Origin of the sequence: Tepidiforma sp. (genome assembly GCF_026419595.1) — a bacterium.
GTDB lineage: Bacteria > Chloroflexota > Dehalococcoidia > Tepidiformales > Tepidiformaceae > Tepidiforma.
Genome location: NZ_JANZZD010000036.1, coordinates 1 through 19981, shown reverse-complemented (window position 1 = coordinate 19981; position 19981 = coordinate 1). Strand labels below are relative to the sequence as shown.

Genomic DNA, 19981 nt, shown 5'->3' with positions numbered 1-19981 from the left:
GACCATGGGAAGGGCCTGACGAGCAAAAGTACCGCGGACTTTGTCCGCGGTACTTTGCCAAGTTGCCAGTGAACATAAGCCATCGGATTGCCTTCCAAGAGCAAAGGCGAGGTAGACGGCGACGGCGTCCGCGTAGGCCCGGGCGCCGGTGCCGCCGTCGCGGAGGGGGACGCCGTCGTCCGGGAGGCCGGCGGCGAGCGCGTCGCGGTGCGCCTGCTCCCGCGCCCCGCGCACGAGGTCGGAGAAGGTGGTGAGCGCGACCAGCTGCCGGTCGGTGAAGAGGTCGCCGAAGGTCGTGAGGCCGTACGGCGTGCAGTTACCTCCGGTCATGCGCTTTGCTATCTCCACGTCCGGCTTCCACGTCGGCCTCGCCAGCATGGCGCACTGCTCGTGCTCCGACAGCGGCGGGAGGTAGACGCGGCCGCGGTCGCCCTCCGCGACGATGGCCATGAGGCGGGCGCCCATCCGGCCGGCGCGGCCCTCGGCCTTGATATAGTCGGGCGAGATAGGGGCACCCGAGAGGATGCACCGGAAGCTGCCGCGGCTGAGCTTCGTGCCGTTCCTGACGGCGTCGGGGTCGGGGGGCGTGCCGGTCCTGACGGTGAAGCGGTAGCTGCCGTTTTCGATGACGGGTTCGGCCCACGCCTGTTTGCCGGGCTTCGCGGAGAGGAGGAAGCTGGAGGCGAGCGGGACCTGGACGTGGCGGTAGGCGGGGTTGGGGCTGGGGACGGTGCGCGCCCAGATCCAGGCGATGACGGTGAGGTCGCGGCCGAGGTAGGGCTGGAGGTCGGGCCGTTCGGCAGCGAGCGCGGGGGTGACGGTGACCTTCGGGTAGAGATGGCCGATGCGGCGCTCGGCTTCGTTCCGCATCCATTCGCCGTAGTAGCGGACGTCCTCGGCGAGGCCTTCGGCGCCCTTCCAGTGGCGAGGAAAGAGGGGGGAGGAGTGAGGAGTGAGCGGGGGGCTCAGGTGCGGCGGTTGCGGCGCATGACCGTGAGCATCCGGCTGACTTCGTCCATCAGGCTGCGCAAGCGGGCCGTCTCCGCCGGGGGAAACCATCCCAGCGATTCGCAGAGCGCCAGGATCGTCTCCGCCTCCGCGAGCGAGCCATGCGCTATCGCCAGGAACTGGAGCTTCTCCCTGGGGGATTCGCGCGTCCACCCTTCCGCGATGTTCGCCGGCACGGAGACCATCGCCCTCGTGAGTTGCGCCCGCACCCCGAACGTCTCTTCCCTCGGCAGCCGCGGCACCAGCCGATAGGTTTCCTGCGCCGCGAGCATGGCCTTCTGCCAGACCGTCGTCTCCCGGTAGTGCATCGTCATCCTCGTTCACGGCATCCGGGCCGTTCTCGCTCCTCACTCCTCCGTTCTCGCTCCTCACTCCTCCGTTCTCGCTCCTCGCCCGGGGGTTGACGGGGGGCAGGCCGGCGAAGCGGGGCGGGATTTCGATCATGGCCTTGTTGATGAGGACGGCGACGGGGTTGAGGTCGCCGGCGTGGGCTTCGAGGCCGAGGCGCTGGGCCTCGAGGGGGATGGTGCCGCCGCCAGCGAAGGGATCGGCGAGGGGGGGCAGCCGGCCGGGGTCGAAGAGCTCGGCGGCGCGCGGGTGGCCGGCGTTGTCGGCGCAGGCGCGGCGCCAGCTCTTCCAGATCTCGGCGCGGGCCTCGGCGAGCACCGCCTCATCGGTGGTGCTTTCCCAGGGCACGAGCCGGCGGATGAGGTCGAAGAGGCGCTCGCGCTCGCGCTCCTGCGCCTCGGGGGTGGGGAACTCCTCCGGCACGGCGGCCGGGTCATCGACGAGCTGGGCGAAGATGACGGCGCGGGCGGCGGCGAGCGGCCGGCGAGCCCACCAGAGGTGGAGGGTGGAGGGGTGGCCGTGGCGGATGGATTTCTCCCGCGCGCTCGCGGCGTTGATGGCGTCGAGCGGGAGGGCGGTTTCGATGAGCTTCGTGCGGGTGCGGATATCGGTCATGCGGTGGTTCCTGCTGCCTGGGTGCGGAGCTTGTCGAGTTCGAGGTTCTGGCTGGTGAGGGCGAAGGCCCAGTCGCCCTGGAGGGGGTCGCGGAGGTAGAGGTAATCGACGACGCGTTCGCCGTCGACGACGACGATGGCGAGGTAGTAGCGGTCGCGCTTGTTGAGGCAGGTGAAGAGTTCGTTGCGGGTGACGCAGACGGTTTCCTGGCCGGCGCGGCGGCCTTTGACTTCGATGAAGCGGAGGGAGCCGTCGGGTTCGCGGGATTCGATATCCCAGCCGCGGTTGTCGCGGCTGACATCGACGGGCTCGCGGCCGGCGCGGCGCTCCTGTTCGAGGACGTAGGCCATGGCGACGGCTTCGATGGCCGCCGTCGCGCGGGCGGGGCCATCGAGGGAAGCGGCCTCGGCGCCGGGTGCGAGGAGGGCAGCGGGGAGGACGAGGGCGGCGCCGCGGACGAGGGGTGTGGCGGCGGCGATGGCGGCCTCGGCGTCGAGCTCGGCGAGGCGCTTCTGGAGGCGGAGTTCGAGTTCCTCGGCGCGCCTGCGGGCGTTGTCGGAGCTGAGGCGGGTCTTCTTGCCGGCGGCTTCTTCTTCGCGGAGGCGCTGGGCGCGGCTGTCCCAGTAGCGAATCTCCGCGGTCAGGCGCTGGCGCACCTGGGTGCGGGTCTTTTCGACCAGGGGGAGGCGCTCGGCGCGGACCTCCTCGACGTGGCGCCGGGTGAGGTGGACGAGGGCGTACTCCTGGGCGGCTTTTTCGACGTCGAAGCCGGACCATTGCTCGGCGAGGAGCTCACGGGCGCGGGGGAGCTCCTCGGGGCCGGGCGGGCGGTAGTCGAGGTAGGGCGCCGGGCCGGCGGAGCGGACGGCGCCATCCCGGTCGACTTCGAGGTAGTCGACGCGCCGCGAGATGACGCGCCGGTCGCCATCGGCTTTGCCCGGGAGGCCGTCGGTGATTTCGCCCTGAACCGAGAAGAGGACGCGCGGGGGGGCGGCTTCTTCGGCGTCGTCGACGAGGATGGTGCCGCGCTCGAGGACGCTGCCGAAGCGTTCGAGCACCTCGTCGACGACGGCATCGAGGAGGGGGTGGCCGGGGGCGACGAAGACGGCCGGGGGCTTGCCGGGCACGTCGCGGCGGGCTTTGTCGAAGCAGATCCGTTCGTAGGCGCGGGTGACGGGGTCGGCGCGGCCGATGATGCGGTCGCGGCGGCGGATTTCGATGGGGACGTGGGGGATGTGGAAGCGGCCGGGCTCGCGTTCGACGCAGGTGCCGCCGAGGAGGGTGAAGGCATCGACGAAGAAGGACTGGATGAAGTAGGGGACGAGGCGGCGGGCCTCGGCGCGCTCCATGGCGTCGCGGATGCCGCGGAGGCGCTCGGCATCGAGGACGACGCGGTCGAGGGCGCGCTCTTCGACGAGGCGCTTCATGAGGGCGGGGTCCCAGCGCTGCTCGATGACCTGGTCGAGGCGGGAGCGGGCTTCGTCGGTGGAGTTGTAGCGGATGGCTTCGAGGATGAGCTCGCGGAGGTTGACTTCGGTGAGGATGCTGCCGAGGACATCGAAGACTTTGCCCTGGAGGGCTTCGCGTTCGGCTTCGAGCTTTTCGAAGAGGCGGCGGAAGACGGCGCCTTCGCGGGTCTGGTAGGCGACGAGGTTCCAGACGTGGCAGACCTCGCGCTGGCCGAAGCGGTGGATGCGGCCGAAGCGCTGTTCGATGCGGTTGGGGTTCCACGGGAGGTCGTAGTTGACCATGAGGTGGGCGCGCTGGAGGTTGACGCCTTCGCCGGCGGCATCGGTGGCGACGAGGACGAGGACGTCGGGCTCGTTGGTGAAGCGGGCCTGGGCCTTGCGGCGCTCGTCGCGGTTCAGGGCGCCGTGGATGGCGACGACGGCGTCGGGCCGGCCGAGGAGGGTGCCGATGCGTTCGACGAGGTAGTTGAGGGTGTCGCGGTGCTCGGTGAAGATGACGAGCTTGCGGCGGCCGCCGCCGGTTTCGAACATTTCGGGGTTTTCGAGGACGTCGCGGAGCGTATCCCACTTGCGGTCGACGCCGGATTTGCGGAGGCGTGCGGCCATCTGGGTGAGGCGGCGGAGGCTCGCGATTTCGGCTTCGAGCTCCTGCACGGTCTGGGCCGCGCTGGCGTAATCGACGATGGATTCGGTTTCGGACTCTGGCTCTTCGTCCAGGTCGTCTTCGAGGTCTTCGAGGTTGAGGGCACCTTCGGGAATTTCGAGGGGGGCGAGCTCATCGGCGGCCCGGGCCCTGGTTTCGGCGACGCGGCGAGTCTGACGGGCCTCTTCGAGGCGCTGTTCGAGGCGGTTGAGGCGGCGCTTGAGGGATTCGTGGATGGCCGCCGGGGAGGAGGCGAGGCGGCGCTGGACGACGGTGAGGGCGAAGCCGACGACGACGCGGCGGCGTTCGCCGTCCTTGCCGGGGAGCCGGTCGGCGCGGTTCATCTCCTCGCGCACGTACTGGGTGACGGCTTCGTAGAGCTCGGCTTCTTCGTCGCTCAGTTCGTAGTTGACGGTGTAGGCGCGGCGCTCTGGGAAGAGGGGTTTGCCGTCGAAATCGACGAGGTCTTCTTTGAGCATGCGGCGCATGAGGTCGCTGGTATCGACCTGGCGGGTGCTGTCGCGGACTCTGCCTTCGAAGCGGTCGGAATCGAGCAGGCTGAGGAAGAGCTGGAAATCCTCGTCCCTGCCGCGGTGGGGCGTGGCCGTCATCAGGAGATAGTGGCGGGTCTTTTGGCCGAGGAGTTCGCCGAGCTTGAAGCGGGCGGTGCGCTTGATGTCGTGGCGGTCGTAGGTAGCGCTCATCTTGTGGGCCTCGTCGACGACGACGAGGTCCCAGTCGTCGGCGCCGCGGAGGCGGGCCATGTTGTCGTCCTGCTTGAGCAGGTCGATGCGCGCGATGGCGAGGTTGAATTCGCGGAAGGGGTTGTTGGAGACGGAGGCTTCGATGTCCTGCCGGCCGATGATCTTGAATTCGAGGCCGAACTTGTCGGAGAGCTCTTCCTGCCACTGCTCGGAGAGGTTGGCCGGGGTGACGATGAGGCAGCGTTCGAGGTCGCCGCGGAGCATGAGCTCGCGGATGAGGAGGCCGGCCATGATGGTCTTGCCGGCGCCGGGGTCGTCGGCGAGGAGGAAGCGCAGGGGCTGGCGGGGGAGCATCGATTCGTAGACGGCTGCGAGCTGGTGCGGCAGGGGGACGACGTTGGAGGTGTGGACGGCGAGCATCGGGTCGAAGAGGTAGGCCATCCGGATCCGCTGGGCCTCGGCGGCGAGGCGGAAGCGCGCGCCATCGCCATCGAACGCCCACGGCGTGGCGCCTTCGACGACGGTGATGGCGTCGGCTTCTTCGCGAAAGAGGACGCGTTCGGTGAGGTGTCCGGTCCGCTCATCGCGGTAGGCGATGGTCACGACATCGGGGCCGTGCGGCGTGACGGTTTCGATCTTTGCGATGGCGCCCGGGATGAGTCCCTGCACCCTGGCGCCCGCAGAAAGCTCTTCGAATGTTGCCAATTTCCACTCCCTCTTGCGGCGTCGCGCGGCCGGCCGTCCGCTGCGCGAATGGTGAAGAGTTTACTGGCTGCCGCCGGCCCGGGGAGAGTTCCCCGGGCCGGTGCACGTTTTCGGGGGCGGTTTGCGGGTGAGGCGGCGGTCAGCGACCGCACCTGACCACGGGGGGCATCATGGGGTCGGTGCCGGCGGCGGCGTCAGGCCAGGCAGGCCAATTCGAGGGCTCGAGCGGGATGGGAATGGCGCGCGCCCACTTCGGGACGCGGTCGACATCCCAGCGCGAGACGGAGCGCTCGCCGACGACGCCGACGATGAGCGGGACGGGCGTCGGCTTCTCGGGCCAGGGCGTGAAGCTATCGGTGAGGACGATGACGACGTTGGGGCGGGGGCGGGCGGCGAGGGCAGCGGCGATGCCGACGCGCATATCGGTGCCGCCGCCGCCGCGGAGCTGGATGCCCGTGCCGGTCCGGGTGCGGATGGTGCCGTGGAGGGCGGCATCGACGAGGTGGACGTTGGCGCCGCGGCCGCCGTTGGCGCGGACGATGGCGCGGGTTTCGGCGAGGGCCTGGCCGAGCAGGTCGGACGACATGCTGCCGGAGGTATCGATGACGATGCTGACTTCGGGCGTCGGGCTGCAGAGGCCGGGGAGGATGACGGGCGCGACGGCGGCGGCCCGGCGGGAGGCCCGCCCGTAGGTGTAGTCGGCCATGCCGGGGAGCCGTTCGAGGGCGCCGCGGACGGCGCGGGCGAGCTCCTGGCGCCAGTCGTGCCGGTGAGTGCGCAGCTCTTCGAAGTAGCGGATCCAGCCGCCGGGGATGCGGCCCTGGCGCGCGTCGCGGCGCCACAGGAAGTAGGGCACGCGCGACTGGTAGCTCCCGTCGAGGACACGCTCGGCGGCCTGCTCGGCGATGTGGTCGAGGTCGAGGCGGCTGAGGCCCGGGTCGCCGCCGCTGTCCGGCTCGGGGGTTTCGTTCGGGTTGGCGCCGCAGCCGGAGCCGCACGGGCGCCAGCCTGCCTCGCGCGCGATGCGGAGGTTCTTCTCGGCCCGGGCGCTGAGCCGCCGGTAGTACTCCTCCGCGGTGCGGCGGCGGGGGAGGCGGAACATGCCGGGGGTGAGGGCGCCGGGCGGGAGGGTGAATTCCCCCGGGATGTCGTCGTTGATTTCGAGGTCGGCGGCGATGTTCCAGAGGTCGCCGGCGGCCCCGGCGCGCTCGGCGCGGTCGAAGTGGCGCCGGAGCAGGTGGGCCATTTCGTGGTAGACGACGGCGGCGGCTTCGGGCCGCGTGAGCGGCTCGAACCACGCCGGGTTGGTCCGGAGCCGGCCGCGCTTATCGATGGCGGCGGTGGGGGTCTCCGGGTCGGAGGTATGGCGGATGTGATAGGCGAGATAGGCGAAGAACGGGAGGCGTTCGACGAGGTCGGCGCGGGCGCGTTCGAAGCGGTCGCCGCGGGGCGCGAGCTCCTGGAGGTCGGGGTCGATGCTCTCGAGGAAGCGGTTCACGTCTTCCGCCAGGTCGGGGGGCGCAGGGATGGCGCAGCGCTGGAGGAATGCCGCGACCCGTTCGAAGTCGGGGTCGCCGGGCTCGACCTCTTCGGCGAGGAGCCGCGCGAAGGCTTCGCGTTCGCGGATGCCGGGACGGAGGCGGATCATGGCGCCGCAGAGGGCCTCGAACGGTTCGCCGGGGAGTTCGAAGACGCGGTTGATGACGACGGCGACGCGCCCGATGACGTACACCCAGCGGGAGAACTCGCCCCGGAACGTGCAGGTGACCATGCGTTCCATGGACATGCGGGCGGCGATGATGCTGCCCTGGCGGCCCCACGGCCGGGCGAGCGGTTCGGAACCGCGGGTGTAGACCTCCGGCCGCCGGCGCGGCCAGCCGGTGAGGGGGTCGCCCTTGCGGAGCGTGAAGTTGTGCTGGATGAGCACGACGACCGGCATCTCGGCGAAGGGCGGAACGCCCCGGAGAGGGCCGCTAGGAGACACGGAGCGCCTCCAGCAGCGGGCGGGCCTCGGCCGGGACGAGGAAGGCGTCGCTCCCGGCTTCGTGCAGGGCGATGGCGTGGGGGACGACCGCATCGACGCCGGCAGCGTCGGCCGCCCTGGCGAGGAGCTGCCACGAGCGCTGCCACGCTTTTTCATCGGCGCTGGCGGCGAAGCGGGCGATGACGGCGCGGAGGAAGCCATCGAGCGCGTCCGGGGATTCGGGGATGCGGGCGTCATCGGGGCGCTGGAAGGCGCGGTCGAGGTCCCAGGCGGCGCCCCGCCGGAGGAGCGTGAGGTAGTCGCGCGCGGCGGCGTTGCCGACGGTGCCGGCGAGGAGCGTTTCGAGGACCTCGGCGGGCGCTTCGGCGGCGCGCGCAGCGGCGAGGAGGCGGGCCGCCATCTCCCAGGTGCGCGGCGAAGGCCAGGCGCGGGACGCGGCTTCGGCGGTTTCGGCCACGCTGAGGAGCGCGTCGGGGCGCTGGCGGATGTAGCCGGCGATCTCGTCGCGCGCGGCCGGGAGGCCGGCGGTCCAGTCGGCCGGGAGTTCCGGGACTTCGAGCTTCGCCCACGAGCTGACGAAGCCGTCGGCCCAGGCGAGGCCGTTGACGTGCCAGTCGAGGTGGAGGAAGCGGTTGGCGAGCGGCGCGCTCAGGTCCCAGCCGCCGGCGGCCTGGGCGGCGGGGTTGGCGGCGGCGACGATGGCGACCCCGGGCGGGAGTTCGAGGTCGCCGACGGTGCGTTCGAGGACGACGCGGAGGAGGGCGGCCTGGACGGCCGGGGGCGCGGTGGAGATCTCATCGAGGAAGAGGAGCCCGGTGCCGTGGCGGGCGAGGCGGACGGCCCAGTCGGGCGGGGCGAAGCGGACGCGGCCGTCGGTGACGACGGGGAGGCCGGCGAAGTCGGAGGGTTCGCGGATGGAAGCGATCACGGTCTCGACGGGGAGGCCGAGGCGTTCGCCGAGCTGGCGGATGACGGAGGACTTGCCGGTGCCGGGGGCGCCCCAGAGGAGGACGGGAACGCGGGCGTGGATGGCGAGGACGAGGGCGGTGAGGGTCGGGGACACGGAAACCTCCAGGGGAAATGGATGGCCAGGCCGCTGCGGTGAGGTGCGGCGAGGGGGCGGCGAGGATTCCGGGGGCCGGGCCGGACCCGGCCGGAGCGGGATGGGTGACCGAGGGTGGGCTGACGGCGCGCGGGATCCTGCGCGCACCGCCGCGGGCGGCCGTGCACGGGCTACTGGAGAGCGGCTGGGATGGACCTGCGGGGCTGGAGCGGCTCGGTTCGACCTCTCCTCAGGATGGGTGCGCGGGCGCTTCTTGGAGGCTGGCCGGGCGGCCGATGGGCGCTGCTCCGGCGGCGGGATGACTGCCCTGCGACATGGTCAATTTTAGCAGGGTTTGACCGGGAGTAGGAGGGATTTTTCGCGACAGATCGTGACGAGTTTTGCCCGGTTCCGGGGCCGATGAGGGCTTCCGCGGCGGGCAGAACGGGGGCCCAGCGGCGGCCTGCGAAGGCCCGCGGGGGCCTGCAGGCGGCGGCTGCGCGGGGCCCGCCGGCGATGCTCCCGCGTGCGGCGGGGCTGCCCGCCGGGACGTCTACAATGCGCGCATGGATGACGCGTGGCTGGTCGGCCTGGGGCTCGCGGGGCTCCTCGTACTCATCGCGCTGAATGCGCTGTTCGTGGCGGCGGAGTTCGCCTTCGTCGGGGTCCGGCGGACCCGGGTGGAGCAGCTCGCGGCCGCCGGGCAGGCGCGGGCGCGGCTGCTGCTCGGGGCGCTGCGGCAGCTGGATGCGACGATCGCGGCGACGCAGCTGGGCATCACGATGTGCGGGCTGGCGCTCGGCTGGCTGGGCGAGCCGGTGCTGGCGGGCCTGCTCGAGCCGGCGCTCGCGGGGGCGCTCGCCTGGGCGCCGGCGCGGACGGCCGGCATCGCGGCGACGGCGATCGCATTCCTGCTCGTGACGGCGCTCGTCATCATCTTCGCGGAGCTGGCGCCGAAATCGATCGCGCTGGCGCGGACGGAGCGGGTCGGTCTGTTCGTCGCGCCGCCGGTGCTGGTCTTCGCGAAGGTGTTCCGGCCGTTCGTCTGGTTCCTCCACCGGTCGGGGGCGCTGGTCGTGCGCGCGCTCGGCATCCGGGAGCGCTCGGAGGCGGAGCAATCGCTCGACCCGGAGGAGCTGGAGCTGGTGATCGAGGCCTCGGCGCGGGCGGGCCTGCTTTCGACGAGCGAGCTGATGCTGGCGCGGCGGGCGCTGGAGTTCAGCGCCATCCAGGCGGACCAGATCATGGTGCCGCGGACGGAGGTGGTGGCGGTGGAGGCGGGCGCCACGCTCGACGAGATCCTCGAGCTCGTCGAGCGCTACCACCATTCGCGCTACCCGGTCTACGAGGAGAGCCTCGACCACATCGTGGGCATCCTCGAGGTGAAGGACCTGGTGGCGCTGGTGCGGCGGGGCGAGACGGCCTGGCGGCACCTCGTGCGGCCGGCGGTGGCGATCCCCGAATCGGTCAGCGTGGAGGTGGCGGTGCAGGCGATGCGCGCGAAGCAGGTGCAGATCGTGGTGCTGGTGGACGAGCACGGCGGCACGAGCGGCATCCTGACGGCCGATGAGGTGCTCTACCGGCTGCTGGGGCGGTGGCTGGGGGGCCGGGCCCAGGGCGACGATACGCTGCGGGCGCTGCCCTCGGGGAATTTCCTCGTCTCCGGGCTGGCGCTCATCGCGGACCTGGAGGACGCCACCGGGGCGGAGCTGGCCGACGAGGACTACGACACGGTGGGCGGCTTCATCATGGCGCGGCTCGGCCGCATCCCGCGGGTGGGCGACCGGGTGGAGGTGCCGGGCTACCAGTTCCGCGTGATGGCGATGGACGGCCGGCGGGTCGACCGCGTGCTCGTGGTCAAGCTGCAGGAGCCGGCGGGAGGCAGGGCTGAAGAGGCGGGGGCGGAGCGCCGAAACTCACGGGTGTGAGCCACGAGCCGGTTTCGGATGCAGCCTGGGGGCAGGCGCTGACGCGGGTGCTGCGGGAGCCGGCGCGCATCGCGCTCCACCGGCAGCCGATCGTGGACCTGGCGCGCGGGGTGCCGGCCGGGTTCGAACTCCTGGCGCGGTTTTCGGACCCGCAGGTGGCCGCGCCGCCGCACCACTGGTTCGATGCGGCCTACCGGCTGGGGCTCGGTCCGCAGCTCGAGGCGGCGGTCGTCCGGCAGGCGCTGCGGCTGCGCGCCGAGGCGCCGATGAACACGTTCCTCACGGTGAACCTGGACCCTTCGGCGCTGGAGCACGAGGAGGTCGCGCGCCTGCTGCTGGGCGAGCAGCACCTCGGCGGCTTCATCATCGAACTGACCGAGCACACGCCGATTGCGGACCTGGGGCGGCTGAACGGGCTGCTGGAGCGGCTCCGGGAGCGCGGCGCGCTCATCGCGGTCGACGATACGGGGACGGGCTATGCGGACCTGCGCCGGCTGATCGACGTGCGGCCGGAGTTCGTGAAGGTGGACCAGGGGTTCGTGACGGGCATCGGCGCCGACCCGGCGCGGCAGGCGCTGGTGGAGCTGGTGGGCCACCTCGCCTCGCGGCTGGATGCGTGGGTCATCGCGGAGGGCATCGAAACGGAGGCCGACCTGCGGGAGGTGCTCCAGCTCGGCGTGCCGCTCGGGCAGGGGTACTTCCTGAACCGGCCGGCGCCGGCCTTCGAACCGACACCGGCGCCGGTGCGGGAGGCGATCGCGCGGCTGCGGCCGGCGGCGGACGGGGAGCTGCGGGCGGCCGCGTTCGCGGAGCCGGTGGCGACGGCGCCGCTCGCGAGCGCGTTCGAGGTGCCGGATTCGGGCACGCTGGTGCTGCTGGACGCGTGGGGCCGGCCGGCGCGGATGTGGCACCTGGGGCGCCACTCGGAGCCGCTGCGGGTGACGCCGGCCTGCCGGGCGGAGGACGTGCTGAAGCGGGCGCTGACGCGGCCGGCCGCGGAGCGGTTCGACCCCGTCATCGTGACGGACGAGGACGGGCGGCCGCTCGGCCAGGTCCGCGTGGAGCGGCTGGTGCAGGCGCTGACCCGCGAGGGGCGCGCTGCTGCCGCCTGACGGCGCGCTGCCGCGAGGGAGAGGGGCAGAGAACAGGAACGGGCCGGCGCTGTGCCGGCCCGCGGGGCGGATGGGCTGCCGCGGCGTCAGGCCGCGGGTTTGATCTTGTCTTTGACCTGTTCGATGAGCTGCGGCGGGATATCGGTGAGGCCGTGGTCCTTGCGGGCGTGCTGGCCGACGGCTTCGAGGATCCGGTCTTCGGTTTCGAACCGGAACGTGACGCTGCAGCCGGGGACGACATCCCCGCAGTTGAACTGTTTCATGTGGTGGCCTTCTCCTTCGTTCGAAGCTGAATGAAGTATCGGCAGGCCGGGCCGGGGATTTGAGGGGCGGCGCGGGGCGGCGCGGTTACTGGCCGGCGGCGGGCTGGGGCGCGCCGGCGCCGAAGACCTCGCCGCGGCGGCGGCTGGCGAAGGCCTCGTCTTCGGAGACGCTGGCGGCGGCCTGGCGGGCCTGCTCCTGCTCGTAGGTCATCCGGTAGAGGTTGGCGTAGATGCCGCCGCGGGCGAGCAGCTCTTCGTGAGTGCCCATCTCGGCGATTTGCCCCTTATCGAGGACGACGATGCGGGTGGCTTCGCGGATGGTGGAGAGCCGGTGGGCGATGACGAAGGAGGTGCGGTTCTTGAGGAGTTCGCGGAGCGCCTGCTGGATGATGACTTCGGTCTGTGTATCCACGTACGCGGTGGCCTCATCGAGGATGAGGATGCGGGGGGCGGCGAGGATGGCGCGGGCGAAGCTGATGAGCTGGCGCTGGCCGACGGAGAGGTTTTGGCCGCGCTGCTGGAGGACGGTGTCGTAGCCTTTTTCGAGGCGCATGATGAAGTCGTGGGCGCCGACGGCCTTGGCGGCGCGCTCGATCTCGTCCTGGGTGGCATCCGGCCGGCCGTAGGCGATGTTCTCGCGGACGGTGCCGGAGAAGAGGTAGGGGTTCTGGAGGACGACACCCATGTGGCGGGTGAGCGAGCGGCGGGTGATGTCGCGGATGTCGCGGCCGTCGATCTTGATGGCGCCGCCGGTGACGTCGTAGCCGCGCATGAGGAGGGAGGTGATGGTGGTCTTGCCGGCGCCGGTCGCGCCGACGAGGGCGATGGTTTCGCCGGGTTCGACGTGGAGGGTGATGCCGCGGAGGATGGGGACGCCTTCGACGTAGTGGAAGTGGACGTCTTCGAAGTCGACGCGGCCTTCGATGTCGTCGAGGTCGATCGCGCCGGGGCGGTCTTTGACGCGGGGTTCGGTATCGAGGACCTGGAAGATGCGTTCGCCGCCGGCCATTGCGCGCTGGAGCATGGTGTACTGGAGGACGAGGTCGCGGATGGGGTCGAAGAAGCGGCCGACGTAGAGGGTGAAGGAGGTGAGGACGAAGAAGAAGTGGGCGACATCGACATCTGCGGCGTGGAGGGCGCGGATACCGCCGACGATGACGACGGAGGCGGTGGCGATGGCGACGGAGAGTTCGATGACGGGCATGATGGCGGCGCTGAGCATGCCGGCCCAGATGTTGGCCTGCCGGTTGTCCTGGTTGAGGCGGTCGAAGCGGCGGGCGTTCTCGTCTTCGCGCGCCATGGACTGGACGGCTTTGACGCCGGAGACGTTCTCGGCGAGGGTGCCGTAGAGCGTGGAGACTTTGATGCGGACGTTGATGAAGGCCTGCCGGGCATGGCGGGCCCAGAAGATCATGACGAGGACGAGCGGCGGGACGATGGCGAAGGTGACGAGGGCGAGGGTGAGGTCGATCTGCAGGAGGACGATGACGATGATGGTGAGCCCGATGATGTCGGCGAAGAAGGTGAGGGAGCCGGAGGTGAGGAGCTCCTGCATGACCGTGACGTCGCTCGTGAGGCGGGAGATCATGCGGCCGACTTCCATCTCGTCGTAGAAGCTGAGCGAGAGCCCCTGCATGTGGTCGTACATCTGGGTGCGCAGCTTCATGAGGATGCGGTTGCCCATCCAGGCGGTGGTGCGCTGCTGGCCGTAGGCAGCGAGCCACTGGACGACGGCGAGGCCGAGCATGACGCCGAGGAGGGTGAGGATGCGGCGGCTGTCGTGGTTGATGCCGGCCTGGACGGTGAGGCCGATGAGGAGCGGCTGGAAGAAGCTGGCGAGGGCGGAGAGGACCATGCAGGCGAGGGCGATGAAAGCCTGCAGCTTGTACTCGGCGAGGTAGGGGAGGATGCGGCGGACGACTTTGGCGTCGTAGACCTTGCCGAGGTATTCGTCGTCCCAGCCGTCGGCGCCGCGCCCCATCATGGCGCGGCCCATGGGCCCGCCGGGCTGCCCGCCGATGCCGGAGCTCCAGCCGCCTGCGCCGGCGCCGCCCCACATGCCCATCAGGCGCCTCCCCCGGCCTGGCCTTCGGCGATGAGGCGGGCGCGGACGCGTTCGACGAGCTGCGGCGGGAGGCCCTCGGTGTCGCCGCTGCGGACGCGCTCGCGGAGGCGCTCGGCGAGCGCCGGGTCGCCGCCGGGCGTCGGCCGGGGCGTGACGGTGCGGCCGAGCGCCTCTTCCTGGTCTTTCAGTTCGAGCTCGAAGATGCGGCGGTAGAGACCTTCCTGCTGGATGAGCTCCTGGTGGGTGCCGCGCTGGATGACGCGGCCCTGGTCGAGCACGATGATCTCGTCGGCGCGCATGACGGTGCGGAGCCGCTGGGCGATGACGAAGGTGGTGCGGCCCTTCATGAGCTCCTGCAGCGCCTGCTGGATGAGGAACTCCGTCTGGGTGTCCACGCTGGCGGTGGAGTCATCGAAGATGAGGATCTTCGGGTCGAGCAGGAGGGTGCGGGCGATGGCGATGCGCTGCTTCTGGCCGCCGGAGAGGGTGACGCCGCGTTCGCCGACCCATTCGTCGTAGCCGTAGGGGAGGGAGACGATGAAGTCGTGGATGCGGGCGGCTTTGGCGGCGCGCTCGATCTCTTCCTGCGTCGCATCGGGCTTCCCGTAGGCGATGTTGTCGCGGATGGTGCCGATGAAGAGGAAGACGTCCTGCTGGACGATGCCGATGTTCTTGCGGAGCGATTCGATGGTGACGTCGCGGATGTCGACGCCGTCGATGAGGATGCGCCCTTCGGTGACGTCGTAGAAGCGGGGGATGAGGTTGACGATGGTGGACTTGCCGGAGCCGGTGGGCCCGAGGAGGGCGATGACCTGGCCAGGCTTCGCATCGATATCGACGCCGGAGAGGACGGGGCTGAGGTTGTCGTAGCTGAAGCTGACGTGTTCGAAGACGACGTGGCCTTTGACGTCGGTGAGCGGGAGGGCGCCGGGCTTCTCCTGCACGGCGGACTGGGCATCGATGAGTTCGAAGACGCGCTCGGCGGAGCTGATGGCGCGGGCGATGATGTTGATCATGAAGCCGATGGTGCGGATGGGGAGCTGGAGGAGGTTGAGCCAGAGGGTGAAGGTGAGGACGTCCTGCGCCTGGAGGGAGCCGCGGGAGACGAACCAGGCGCCGACGCCGACGGTGAGGGCGATCTGGGCGGCGGAGATGCCCTGGAGGAGGGGCTGATTGTTCGCCTGGATCATGGCGGCCTGGTAGGAGAGGTCGGCCTGCTTTTTGGCGGCATCGGCGAACTTCTTGCTTTCGAAGGCCTCACGGGAGAAGGCTTTGACGACGCGGATGCCGGTGAGGGCCTCTTCCGCGACCTGGGTCATCTCGGCCTGGTTCTGCTGGATCTGGAGCCACATGGGCCGGAGGCGGCGGCTGGTGACGATGGAGCGCCAGGCGAGGATGGGGAGAGAGATGAAGGAGACGAGGGCGAGCTGCCAGTTGATGATGAGCATCCCGACGATGGAGATGACGATCATCAGGATGATGTAGGAGAACCGGAGCAGCCCCATGGCGAAGAAGATGCGGATGTTCTCCACGTCCTGGGTGGCGCGGCTCATGATCTGGCCGGTCTGCACCTTGTCGTGGTAGGCGAAGCTGAGGCGCTGGAGGTTGTCGTAGATCCGGTTGCGGATGTCGTAGGCGACGTTCTGGCCGATGGTTTCGCCGAGGTACTGCTGGCCGAAAGCGGCGAGCCCGCGGGCGATGGCGAAGGCGACGATGGCGGCGGAGCCGAGGATGAGGAGGCGCTCGTTGCCTTCGAGGCCGGTGAGGCGGCCGTCGGCATCGCGGACGGGCTGAAGGCCGAACTCGATGGCGAACTTGATGAGGAGCGGGCTGACCATGACGAAGGCGCCCGCGAGGATGACGCAGACCCAGGCGACGATGAACTGGCCGCGGTACTTGTTGACGTAGGGGACGAGGCGCAAAAGCCAGCGCACGGGCGCGTTCCCTCCTCGGATGGGACGCTATCATACGTTGACGCGAACGTCAAAGTAGGCTGGCTGACTGACTAGGGGCGGCGGGCCGGCTTCGCCGGCGGTGGCGCGGCTGGCGCCGCGGGGGATGGCTGGCCGGCTTCGCCGGCGGCGCCGAGGGATGCCGCCGCTCCGCGGCGGCGGTGGGGGCGGGGAGGGAACCGGGAACCGGGAGGCGGGAGACGGGAACGGGGAGGGAGAACAACCTCCAACCTCCAACCTCCAACCTCCAACCTCCAACCTCTAACCTCCAACCTCCAACCGTAGCCGCGGGACTCCGTCCCCGCGGGGCGCCATGCGCCCGACGGATGCCCCTGGAACCGGGAACCGGGAGGCGGGAGGGCGAGCGGATGCGAACGTCCGGGTGGGCCTCACCGGCCCTCCGCGGGGACGGAGCCCCGCGGCTACGGGGTGGGGAGTTGGGAGTTGGGAGTTGGGGGGGAGGATAACCTTCAACCTTCAACCTCCGCCCGGGAGCAAGGAACATTTCGCCGGCAGGGGGACGTCCTCAAGGACATGGCGATGGCCCGGGAGGTGGCGCGGATGGTGCCAGGGAACAGACGTCTGCGGGGTGTGCTCGCGGCTGCCGCGTGCGCGGCGTTGTTCGCCGGGGCGGTGACGGCGGCGACACGTGCGGAGGGCCCGGATGGGCCGCCGGGGGCACCGGGGGCGGCCGCGCCGACGGCGACGGTGCCGGCAGCGGCGCCGACGCCGACACCGTGGACACCGCCGCCCGCGGCGCCAGCGCGCTCGGCGCCGCCGCCGGGCGACTGGCCTGGTTTCGGGCCGGTGACGGCAGACCCGGTGCGGGTGCGGACGGGCGACGGCGACTGCCTGAACGTGCGCTACCTGCCGGGGCTTTCGGGCCAGGGCGCGCCGCGGGAATGCGCGGCCGAGGGGACGCTGCTGTGGCTCTGGGGCGAGCCTGCGGACGCAGATGGCGAAACGTGGCGGTATGCGCTGGGGAGAGGCTGGGTAGCCGTGCGGTACACGGAGCCGGCGCCGGGGGCGCGGCAGGGCTTCGGCCCCTTCGCTTCGGTGACCGCCGTGGCGGGGGCGCTGGGGGAATGGAGCCAGGTGGCCACGGCGGACAGCGGCGGGACGGTATCCCGAAGCCCGTGGCTGCCGTTCAACGCGGGCTGGAGCGGCGTGCGGCCGTCGCCGCTGTCGCCATCCGGGCGCTTCGTCGCCGCGGGGCAGTTCGACCCAGACATGGCGGGCGGCGCAGTGTTCGATACGGCGACCGGGGAGGCGGCGGAGCTCAACGGCGCCCTGCCCGTGATGTGGGGACCGGGCGACCGCCTCGCCGTGCGCATCCCGGCGGTGTGCGATGCCTGCCCCGGCGGCTACGGGTGGACATCGCCGCCATTCCGGGAGGTCCGGCCGTTCGCGGGTCCCGCGTCGTGGAACCTGGCGTGGCTCCCCGACGGAAGCGGCGTGGTGACGTGGGTCCCGGGCGCCGGGCTGCGGGTCGAGACCCTGGAGGGCGGAGAGCGGACGATTCCGCTGGCGGTTGCGCCGGAGGAGTGGCCGGGCGAGCTGACGGTATCGCCGTCGGGGACGAAGGCGCTGCTCGTGCCGTTCACGGGACCGGTTCGGGTGGTGGACCTCGAGAGCGGGGCGGTGAGGGAGTTCGCGCGACCGGCGCCGGGGTTCGTGGGGGGCCGCTGCGGCGGCTCGCCGGGGCTGACGTCTGCCTGGGCCGACGAGGAGACGGTCGCGTGGCACGAACTTCTGCAGGGGGACGGTGGGAACGGCATCGTGGTCGCGAACCTGCGGACGGGCGAACGCCGGGTATACCCCTTCGTGAACGTGCTGGACCTGCGGCCAGCCGGTGCGGGGCTGCTGACGTTCACGGTGCAGGATTACGCGGGCGAGAAGGGCGAGCTGCCGGCGATGAGCTGGCTGCTGGACCCCCGGACGGGCGACGCGTGGCCAGCGGCGGGCGGGATGTTCGGGCAGTGGCGCTGAATGCGGGGAGCTGATCGGGGCGGGGCGGAGCGGGCGTACGTGTGGGTGCGGGGCTGCGCCGCCGGCCGCGCTGCGGCGTTCCTCCAGGGCGGCGCGCCCCGGCACCTGCCGGCGCGTCTTGACCGTTCCCGGCCGGGGCACCGAGAATCCGCCATCCGGCGGGCGCCCCCGGCCGGGAACGGAGGACCAAGGTGGCTGGCATCCTGAAAGAGTTCCGGGATTTCGTCCTGCGCGGGAACGTGCTGGACCTGGCGATTGCGGTGGTCATCGGCGCGGCCTTCACGACCGTGGTAAATTCGATGGTCGCGAACATCCTCACGCCGTTCATCGCGGCGATCGTGGGGCAGCCGAGCTTCGGCAGCATCAATTTCGACATCGGCGATGCCACGATCGAAATCGGCCTCTTCCTCGAGGCGGTGGTGAACTTCGTCATCGTGGCGGCGGTGATCTTCTTCTTCATCATCAAGCCGGTGAACCTGCTGATGGAGCGGCGGAAGCGGGGCGAGGCGCCGGCCGACCTGCCGACGCCGGAGGAGATCCAGCTGCTGCGGGAGATTCGCGACCTGCTGAAGACGCGGTAGCGGCGGTTCGCCACGCGGCCGCCCGGATGGGGTAGACTCCGCGCGCCGATTCGGCAGCAGGAGAAGGAGGACGCTACCCCATGAAAGCCGCGGTGTTCCATGGCCCGCACCAGCCGCTGACCATCGAGAACGTGGAGATCGACCGGCCCCGCGGCCGTGAGGTGATCGTGCGCACCGTCGCCTCGGGGGTGTGCCACAGCGACCTGCATTTCGTGGATGGGCTGTACCCGCTGCAGGCGCCGGCGATCCTCGGGCACGAGGCGGCAGGGATCGTGGAGGAGGTGGGCGACCAGGTCACGTATGTGAAGCCGGGCGACCACGTGATCTGCTGCCTGAGCGTGTTCTGCGGGCACTGCGAGATGTGCGTGAGCGGCCGACCGAACCTCTGCCGTGCTCCGAGCCGGCAGCGTGGCGCGGATATGCCGCCGAAGCTGACGTGGAACGGGACGCCGGTGGTGCAGTTCGCGAACCTGGGGTCGTACGCGGAGAAGATGCTGCTGCACGAGAACGCGATCGTGAAGATCCGCGAGGACATGCCGCTTGCGGCGGCGGCGCTCATCGGCTGCGGCGTGACGACCGGGGTGGGCGCTGTGCTGAACACGGCGAAGATGGAGCCGGGTGCGTCGGTGGCGGTGTTCGGGTGCGGCGGGGTTGGACTGGCGGCGATCCAGGGGGCGCGCATCGGCGGGGCGCGGATGATCATCGCCGTCGATACCGTGGAGTCGAAGCTGGCGAAGGCGAAGGAGCTGGGGGCGACGCACGTCGTGGACGCTTCGAGCCGTGACCCGGTGGAGGCGATCCGGGAGATCTCGGGCGGCGGCGTGGAGTACTCGTTCGAGGCGATTGGGCTGAAGCGCGCGGCGGAGCAGGCGTTCGAGTGCCTGGCCATCGGCGGGACAGCGACGATCATCGGGATGATCCCGGTGGGGCAGAAGGTGGAGCTGGACGGGCCGAGCTTCCTGCAGGAGAAGCGGATCCAGGGTTCTTCGATGGGCTCGAACCGTTTCCTGAAGGATATGCCGCGGTACGTGGACTTCTACATGCAGGGCCGGCTGAAGCTGGATGAGATGATCACGCGGACGGGGCGGCTGGAGGATGTGAACGATGCGTTCCGGGCGATGAAGGCCGGCGAGGTGGCCCGGACCGTGCTGCTGTTCGACTGACCCGGCTCCCGGAAGCCGCGAAAAACCGGCCCCGGTCGCAGCGACCGGGGCCGGCGTGTCTCCGGGCAGGATGCCGGGCTAGTAGTCCTCGGGCGGGGGCGGCGGCGCGGCCGGGGGCTGCGGGATCTCGGCGACGAGAGTCTCGGTGGTGAGGACGAGCGAGGCGATGCTGACGGCGTTCTCGAGAGCGGAGCGGGTGACCTTGACGGGGTCGACGATGCCGAGCTCGTACATGTCGCCCCAGGTGTTGGTCTCGGCGTCCCAGCCTTCGTTCGGGTTGGTGAGCTTCTTGACGCGGTCGACGATGACGGCGCCCTCGAGGCCGCCGTTTTCGGCGATGGTGAAGGTCGGCGCCTCGAGGGCCTCGGCGAGGATGCGGATGCCGACCTTTTCGTCCTCGTTCTTGGTCT

At 70.8% G+C, this 19981-nt stretch carries 13 protein-coding genes and 1 pseudogene; 5 read left to right on the top strand and 9 right to left on the bottom strand.

The genetic code is table 11. The features are described from left to right. Positions 1–965 precede the first annotated feature (965 nt). From N2041_RS14940 to N2041_RS13255, 5 genes and pseudogenes are all read right to left on the bottom strand, one after another. Positions 966–1280, bottom strand: a complete 315-nt coding sequence (locus N2041_RS14940; protein WP_367187733.1) for a four helix bundle protein — start codon at positions 1278–1280, stop codon at positions 966–968. 115 nt (positions 1281–1395) lie between these two features. Beyond that, positions 1396–1971, bottom strand: a pseudogene (locus tag N2041_RS14935) (DUF1156 domain-containing protein); the annotation flags it as partial. Next, positions 1968–5456, bottom strand: a complete 3489-nt coding sequence (locus N2041_RS13265; protein WP_297679057.1) for a DUF3883 domain-containing protein — start codon at positions 5454–5456, stop codon at positions 1968–1970. The gene N2041_RS13265 and the pseudogene N2041_RS14935, both read right to left, overlap by 4 nt. Before the next feature lie 175 nt (positions 5457–5631). Next, complete coding sequence (locus N2041_RS13260) at positions 5632–7431, bottom strand: VWA-like domain-containing protein (RefSeq protein ID WP_297679056.1); 1800 nt, start codon at positions 7429–7431, stop codon at positions 5632–5634. Positions 7432–7465: 34 nt separating this feature from the next. Further along, on the bottom strand, positions 7466–8539 hold the full coding sequence (locus tag N2041_RS13255) for an AAA family ATPase (RefSeq protein WP_297679055.1): 1074 nt from the start codon (positions 8537–8539) through the stop codon (positions 7466–7468). A gap of 545 nt (positions 8540–9084) precedes the next feature. Between N2041_RS13255 and N2041_RS13250 the strand changes: the two genes are divergently transcribed. Together N2041_RS13250 and N2041_RS13245 are read left to right on the top strand one after the other, a co-directional pair. Then, positions 9085–10446, top strand: a complete 1362-nt coding sequence (locus N2041_RS13250; protein ID WP_297679054.1) for a hemolysin family protein — start codon at positions 9085–9087, stop codon at positions 10444–10446. Continuing rightward, on the top strand, positions 10443–11558 hold the full coding sequence (locus tag N2041_RS13245) for an EAL domain-containing protein (RefSeq protein WP_297679053.1): 1116 nt from the start codon (positions 10443–10445) through the stop codon (positions 11556–11558). Before N2041_RS13250 ends, N2041_RS13245 begins: the two co-directional genes overlap by 4 nt. An 86-nt stretch (positions 11559–11644) precedes the next feature. On the opposite strand, the gene N2041_RS13240 is transcribed toward N2041_RS13245, so the two are convergent. The 3 genes from N2041_RS13240 to N2041_RS13230 all read right to left on the bottom strand — a co-directional run bounded on the left by N2041_RS13240 (position 11645) and on the right by N2041_RS13230 (position 15820). Next, positions 11645–11821 (bottom strand): DUF1059 domain-containing protein, encoded by a 177-nt coding sequence (locus N2041_RS13240; RefSeq protein WP_297679052.1) that lies wholly within the window; start codon positions 11819–11821, stop codon positions 11645–11647. An 85-nt stretch (positions 11822–11906) separates the two neighbouring features. Further along, positions 11907–13886: an ABC transporter ATP-binding protein gene (locus N2041_RS13235; protein WP_297679051.1), complete on the bottom strand. Its 1980-nt coding sequence runs from the start codon at positions 13884–13886 to the stop codon at positions 11907–11909. After that, on the bottom strand, positions 13886–15820 hold the full coding sequence (locus tag N2041_RS13230; RefSeq protein WP_297679050.1) for an ABC transporter ATP-binding protein: 1935 nt from the start codon (positions 15818–15820) through the stop codon (positions 13886–13888). The genes N2041_RS13235 and N2041_RS13230 overlap by 1 nt, the downstream gene beginning before the upstream one ends. 552 nt (positions 15821–16372) lie before the next feature. Between N2041_RS13230 and N2041_RS13225 the strand changes: the two genes are divergently transcribed. The 3 genes from N2041_RS13225 (at position 16373) to N2041_RS13215 (ending at position 19571) form a co-directional block, all read left to right on the top strand. Beyond that, positions 16373–17827: a hypothetical protein gene (locus N2041_RS13225; protein ID WP_297679049.1), complete on the top strand. Its 1455-nt coding sequence runs from the start codon at positions 16373–16375 to the stop codon at positions 17825–17827. A gap of 191 nt (positions 17828–18018) precedes the next feature. Continuing rightward, positions 18019–18408, top strand: coding sequence for a large conductance mechanosensitive channel protein MscL (mscL, locus tag N2041_RS13220; RefSeq protein ID WP_297679048.1), 390 nt, complete (start codon positions 18019–18021; stop codon positions 18406–18408). An 80-nt stretch (positions 18409–18488) separates the two neighbouring features. After that, positions 18489–19571: a Zn-dependent alcohol dehydrogenase gene (locus tag N2041_RS13215; protein WP_297679047.1), complete on the top strand. Its 1083-nt coding sequence runs from the start codon at positions 18489–18491 to the stop codon at positions 19569–19571. Between the two features lie 78 nt (positions 19572–19649). Here N2041_RS13215 and N2041_RS13210 read toward each other — a convergent pair. Further along, positions 19650–19981 (bottom strand): TCP-1/cpn60 chaperonin family protein (locus N2041_RS13210; protein ID WP_297679046.1); only part of this gene is annotated, 332 nt, incomplete at its 5' end.

Bases quoted from the DNA above. Each gene is read 5' to 3' on its own strand.
- N2041_RS13240 (WP_297679052.1), bottom strand. From the start codon at position 11,821: ATGAAACAGTTCAACTGCGGGGATGTCGTCCCCGGCTGCAGCGTCACG.
- N2041_RS13250 (WP_297679054.1), top strand. From the start codon at position 9,085: ATGGATGACGCGTGGCTGGTCGGCCTGGGGCTCGCGGGGCTCCTCGTA.
- N2041_RS13235 (WP_297679051.1), bottom strand. From the start codon at position 13,886: ATGGGCATGTGGGGCGGCGCCGGCGCAGGCGGCTGGAGCTCCGGCATC.
- N2041_RS13260 (WP_297679056.1), bottom strand. From the start codon at position 7,431: ATGCCGGTCGTCGTGCTCATCCAGCACAACTTCACGCTCCGCAAGGGC.
- N2041_RS13225 (WP_297679049.1), top strand. From the start codon at position 16,373: ATGGCGATGGCCCGGGAGGTGGCGCGGATGGTGCCAGGGAACAGACGT.
- N2041_RS13215 (WP_297679047.1), top strand. From the start codon at position 18,489: ATGAAAGCCGCGGTGTTCCATGGCCCGCACCAGCCGCTGACCATCGAG.
- N2041_RS14940 (WP_367187733.1), bottom strand. From the start codon at position 1,280: ATGCTCGCGGCGCAGGAAACCTATCGGCTGGTGCCGCGGCTGCCGAGG.